The organism is Xenorhabdus hominickii, from assembly GCF_002632725.1.
In the GTDB taxonomy this organism is placed as follows: domain Bacteria; phylum Pseudomonadota; class Gammaproteobacteria; order Enterobacterales; family Enterobacteriaceae; genus Xenorhabdus; species Xenorhabdus hominickii.
On the sequence record NZ_NJAI01000011.1, the window covers coordinates 78,133 to 81,036 of the forward strand.

Consider the following 2,904-nt stretch of genomic DNA (forward strand, 5'->3'; position numbering starts at 1 on the left):
GAATGGCAGGACGTTGCCACGGTCTGGGCGGAGGTCAAGCACCTCAGTGGGCGGGAATTGCTCTCGGCCGGGGCGGAAATGGCCGAGGTCACGGTGCGCGTCTGGTTGCGTTACCGCCGCGATGTGACGGCGGCTTACCGGATGGTGTTTCGGGATCAGGTTTACGACATTCAGGCCGTCATTCCTGACCCCAAACGTACTCAACTGGAATTACTGGGCAAGCAGGGGGTGAAATCATGATAGTGACCGATCTGGATTTCTCCGGGTTACGGGACATTGCGCGGGATCTGGAACTGCTCAGCAAAGCCGGGAATACTAAGGTGTTGCGGCAGGCGACTTATGCCGGGGCGACGGTGTTGCGTGACGAAGCCCGGCAGAAAGCGCCGAAACGCACAGGCAAACTGGCGCGTAACATCGTGGCGTCTAACCGGAAAAGCCGCAAGGGAGAAGTCTCTGCCGGGGTGTATGTCCGGGGGGCGAACGCCAAAGGCACCAACAGCGATAAATCCATGAAGGCCAATGACCCGCGCAACGCGTATTACTGGCGCTTTCTGGAGGACGGCACCTCAAAGATGGCGCCGCAACCGTTTATTCGTCCCGCGTTTGACCGTAAATCGGATGAGGCGGCCGAATTTGCGATGAAACGGCTGAATCAGGCGATTGATGAGGTGCTGTCGAAATGACCGAAGCGGATATTTTCCCCTTACTGGCTCAGGTGCTGCCCGATCAGGTCTTTCCCTATGTCGCGCCCCAGTCCGAGCCACCGGTGGCCCCGCCGTGGTGTGTGTTCTCGCTCTACAGTATTGAGCAGGATGTGCTGAACGGGCAGGCCGGGCAACTGAACACCCTGCAAATTGATGTCTACGCTCTGACCATTGATGCGGCGCGGATGATACGAGATAAGGCCAGAATAGCCCTTATGCCGCTTAAACCGACCCAACTGAGCGAAATCCACGGTTACGAGTCTGACACGGGGCTGTACCGTGCCACACTGGAATGCCAACTCTGGCAGTAATAACCCCTTTCCCCTGACCGTCTGCGGACGGTTTTTTTATTTCTGGAGAATTCCCGATGAGCAGTAAATACGAAAAAGCCCAAGGCACGAAAGTGAGTATTTCGGCCAAGGCGGCCACCGAAGCAAACCCGGTCACGGCCGTCTGGCAGTCCATTGATTGCACCACCAAGGAACTCAGCTACACCGGGGGGCAGAAGAGTGACATTGAGGTCACCACCCTGTGCTCAACCGAACAGGAGATGACCAACGGTCTGGCGGCTCCGGGGGAAATCACCCTGTCCGGTAACTGGTCAGCGGAGGAGATCGGACAAGATACGCTGCGCCATGCTTACGATACCGATGATCTGCATGCGTTTAAGGTGGAATTCCCGACCGGCAATGGCTACGCCTTTTTGGCCGAAGTGCGCCAGAACTCATGGAGCGTGACCGCCAGTGGGTTGGTGACCGCTTCCTTCACGCTGCGCCTGAAAGGCAAGCCCGTCCCGCTCAAGCAAGCGGCAGCCACTTTAACTAAAGACACCCCACAAGGATAAATCACATGGCAAAGGCAAAGAAAGATTTACGGGCGCTGGCATTGGCACCCGGTGCCGGATTTCGCCGTAAAACCGTGACGGTACCGGAATGGGGCGATGTTGCTGTGATCCTGCGCGAACCCTCTGCGGGGGCTTGGGCTAGTTGGCAGGCCCTCGTTTCCCCCGCTGGGGAGGAGGCAGAAAACGCCCTGTCCGTCGCGGAGAAAACGCACCGCAATATCCGGGGCGACGTGATGCTGTTTATTGACGTCCTGCGGGATGCGCACGGCGATCCGGTCTTTACCCCCGACGATGCGGATACGGTGACCGGCATTTATGGCCCGGTCCACAGTCGTCTGCTGCATCAGGCGCTGGACCTGATGACCTCACCGGCGGACGCGGAAAAAAAGTAAAGGCCCCCGCCACCTTCTTCCTGATGACACTGGCACTGCGGCTCGGCAAAACCTTACAGGAGTTGCAAGCTGGCCTGAGCGCCAGTGAGTTGCAACTCTGGCTGGAGTATGACCGGTTGAGTCCGCTGGGGGATCGGCGTGGTGACATTCAGGCCGCCCAAATCACCGCCGCCGTGTACCAGTCGCAAGGGGGCAAGGTCAGCCTGCAGGACACCCTGCTGCACTGGGGTGAGGCGGAGACTCCCCCCGACAACGCCGCCGATCTGGAAGCTTTTCTGTCTAATTTATCGTGAGTGACCTCAATGGCAAAATTGCGTGAACTGATTATTAAAATTTCAGCCAATTCCAGCTCGTTTCAGTCCGAGATTGCCCGCGCCTCCCGGATGGGGGCGGATTACTACAAAGTCATGGAAAAGGGCGGGCGGCAGGCCTCGGCGGCGAGTCGGGACAGTCAGCAGGCCCTGCGGGATCTGAACAGTCAACTGGTCTCGGTCAAGGACACGGCCAAAGGGCTGGCGGGCGCGTTTGCCGGGCTGTTTGCGACCGGACGCCTGATCAGCATGGCGGACAATTACAACTCCCTGAATGCCCGCATCAAGTTGGCCACAACCTCCACGGAGGATTTCACTCAGGCCCAGCAAGGGTTGCTGCGGATCAGTCAGTATACCGGCTCGACCTTTGAGTCCAATGCCAGCCTGTTCACCCGCGTCGCCAGTGCCTTGCGGGAATACGGTTATTCGACCCAGGATATCCTGTCCCTGACGGATGCTCTGGCAACCGGTTTACAAGTGTCCGGGGCGTCCGCCGAAGAAACCTCCTCATTGATCGTTCAGTTATCGCAGGCGTTGGGGCGCGGCGTGCTCCGGGGGCAGGACTTTAACTCGGTCGCCCAATCCGGTCAGCGGATCATGAAGGCCCTGTCCGACGGACTGGGGGTCGCCCAAAAAGACCTGAAAGGGCTGGC

Annotated in this window: 7 protein-coding genes; all 7 read left to right on the forward strand. The window is 58.7% G+C overall.

The window, feature by feature from the left end; all coding sequences use genetic code 11:
* On the forward strand, window positions 1-240 hold a 240-nt coding region (locus tag Xhom_RS23305; protein WP_099139665.1), incomplete at its 5' end, for a phage head closure protein.
* Window positions 237-683 (forward strand): HK97-gp10 family putative phage morphogenesis protein, encoded by a 447-nt coding sequence (locus Xhom_RS23310; protein ID WP_069315763.1) that lies wholly within the window; start codon window positions 237-239, stop codon window positions 681-683. The genes Xhom_RS23305 and Xhom_RS23310, both read left to right, overlap by 4 nt.
* Window positions 680-1,015 (forward strand): hypothetical protein, encoded by a 336-nt coding sequence (locus Xhom_RS23315; RefSeq protein WP_069315764.1) that lies wholly within the window; start codon window positions 680-682, stop codon window positions 1,013-1,015. The genes Xhom_RS23310 and Xhom_RS23315 overlap by 4 nt, the downstream gene beginning before the upstream one ends.
* Before the next feature lie 56 nt (window positions 1,016-1,071).
* Window positions 1,072-1,548, forward strand: a complete 477-nt coding sequence (locus tag Xhom_RS23320) for a phage tail tube protein (protein ID WP_069315765.1) — start codon at window positions 1,072-1,074, stop codon at window positions 1,546-1,548.
* A gap of 5 nt (window positions 1,549-1,553) precedes the next feature.
* Window positions 1,554-1,940 carry a phage tail assembly chaperone gene (locus tag Xhom_RS23325; protein WP_069315766.1) on the forward strand — a complete coding sequence of 129 codons (387 nt, stop codon included), beginning with the start codon at window positions 1,554-1,556 and terminating at the stop codon, window positions 1,938-1,940.
* A 23-nt stretch (window positions 1,941-1,963) separates the two neighbouring features.
* Window positions 1,964-2,233, forward strand: coding sequence for a phage tail assembly protein T (locus tag Xhom_RS23330; RefSeq protein ID WP_069315767.1), 270 nt, complete (start codon window positions 1,964-1,966; stop codon window positions 2,231-2,233).
* Window positions 2,234-2,242: 9 nt separating this feature from the next.
* The coding region (locus tag Xhom_RS23335) for a tape measure protein (RefSeq protein ID WP_145957433.1) at window positions 2,243-2,904 on the forward strand (662 nt) is incomplete at its 3' end.

Excerpts from the sequence above, each read along its gene's own strand:
- Xhom_RS23310 (WP_069315763.1), top strand. The coding sequence starts at position 237 with ATGATAGTGACCGATCTGGATTTCTCCGGGTTACGGGACATTGCGCGG.
- Xhom_RS23315 (WP_069315764.1), top strand. The coding sequence starts at position 680 with ATGACCGAAGCGGATATTTTCCCCTTACTGGCTCAGGTGCTGCCCGAT.
- Xhom_RS23320 (WP_069315765.1), top strand. The coding sequence starts at position 1,072 with ATGAGCAGTAAATACGAAAAAGCCCAAGGCACGAAAGTGAGTATTTCG.
- Xhom_RS23325 (WP_069315766.1), top strand. The coding sequence starts at position 1,554 with ATGGCAAAGGCAAAGAAAGATTTACGGGCGCTGGCATTGGCACCCGGT.
- Xhom_RS23330 (WP_069315767.1), top strand. The coding sequence starts at position 1,964 with ATGACACTGGCACTGCGGCTCGGCAAAACCTTACAGGAGTTGCAAGCT.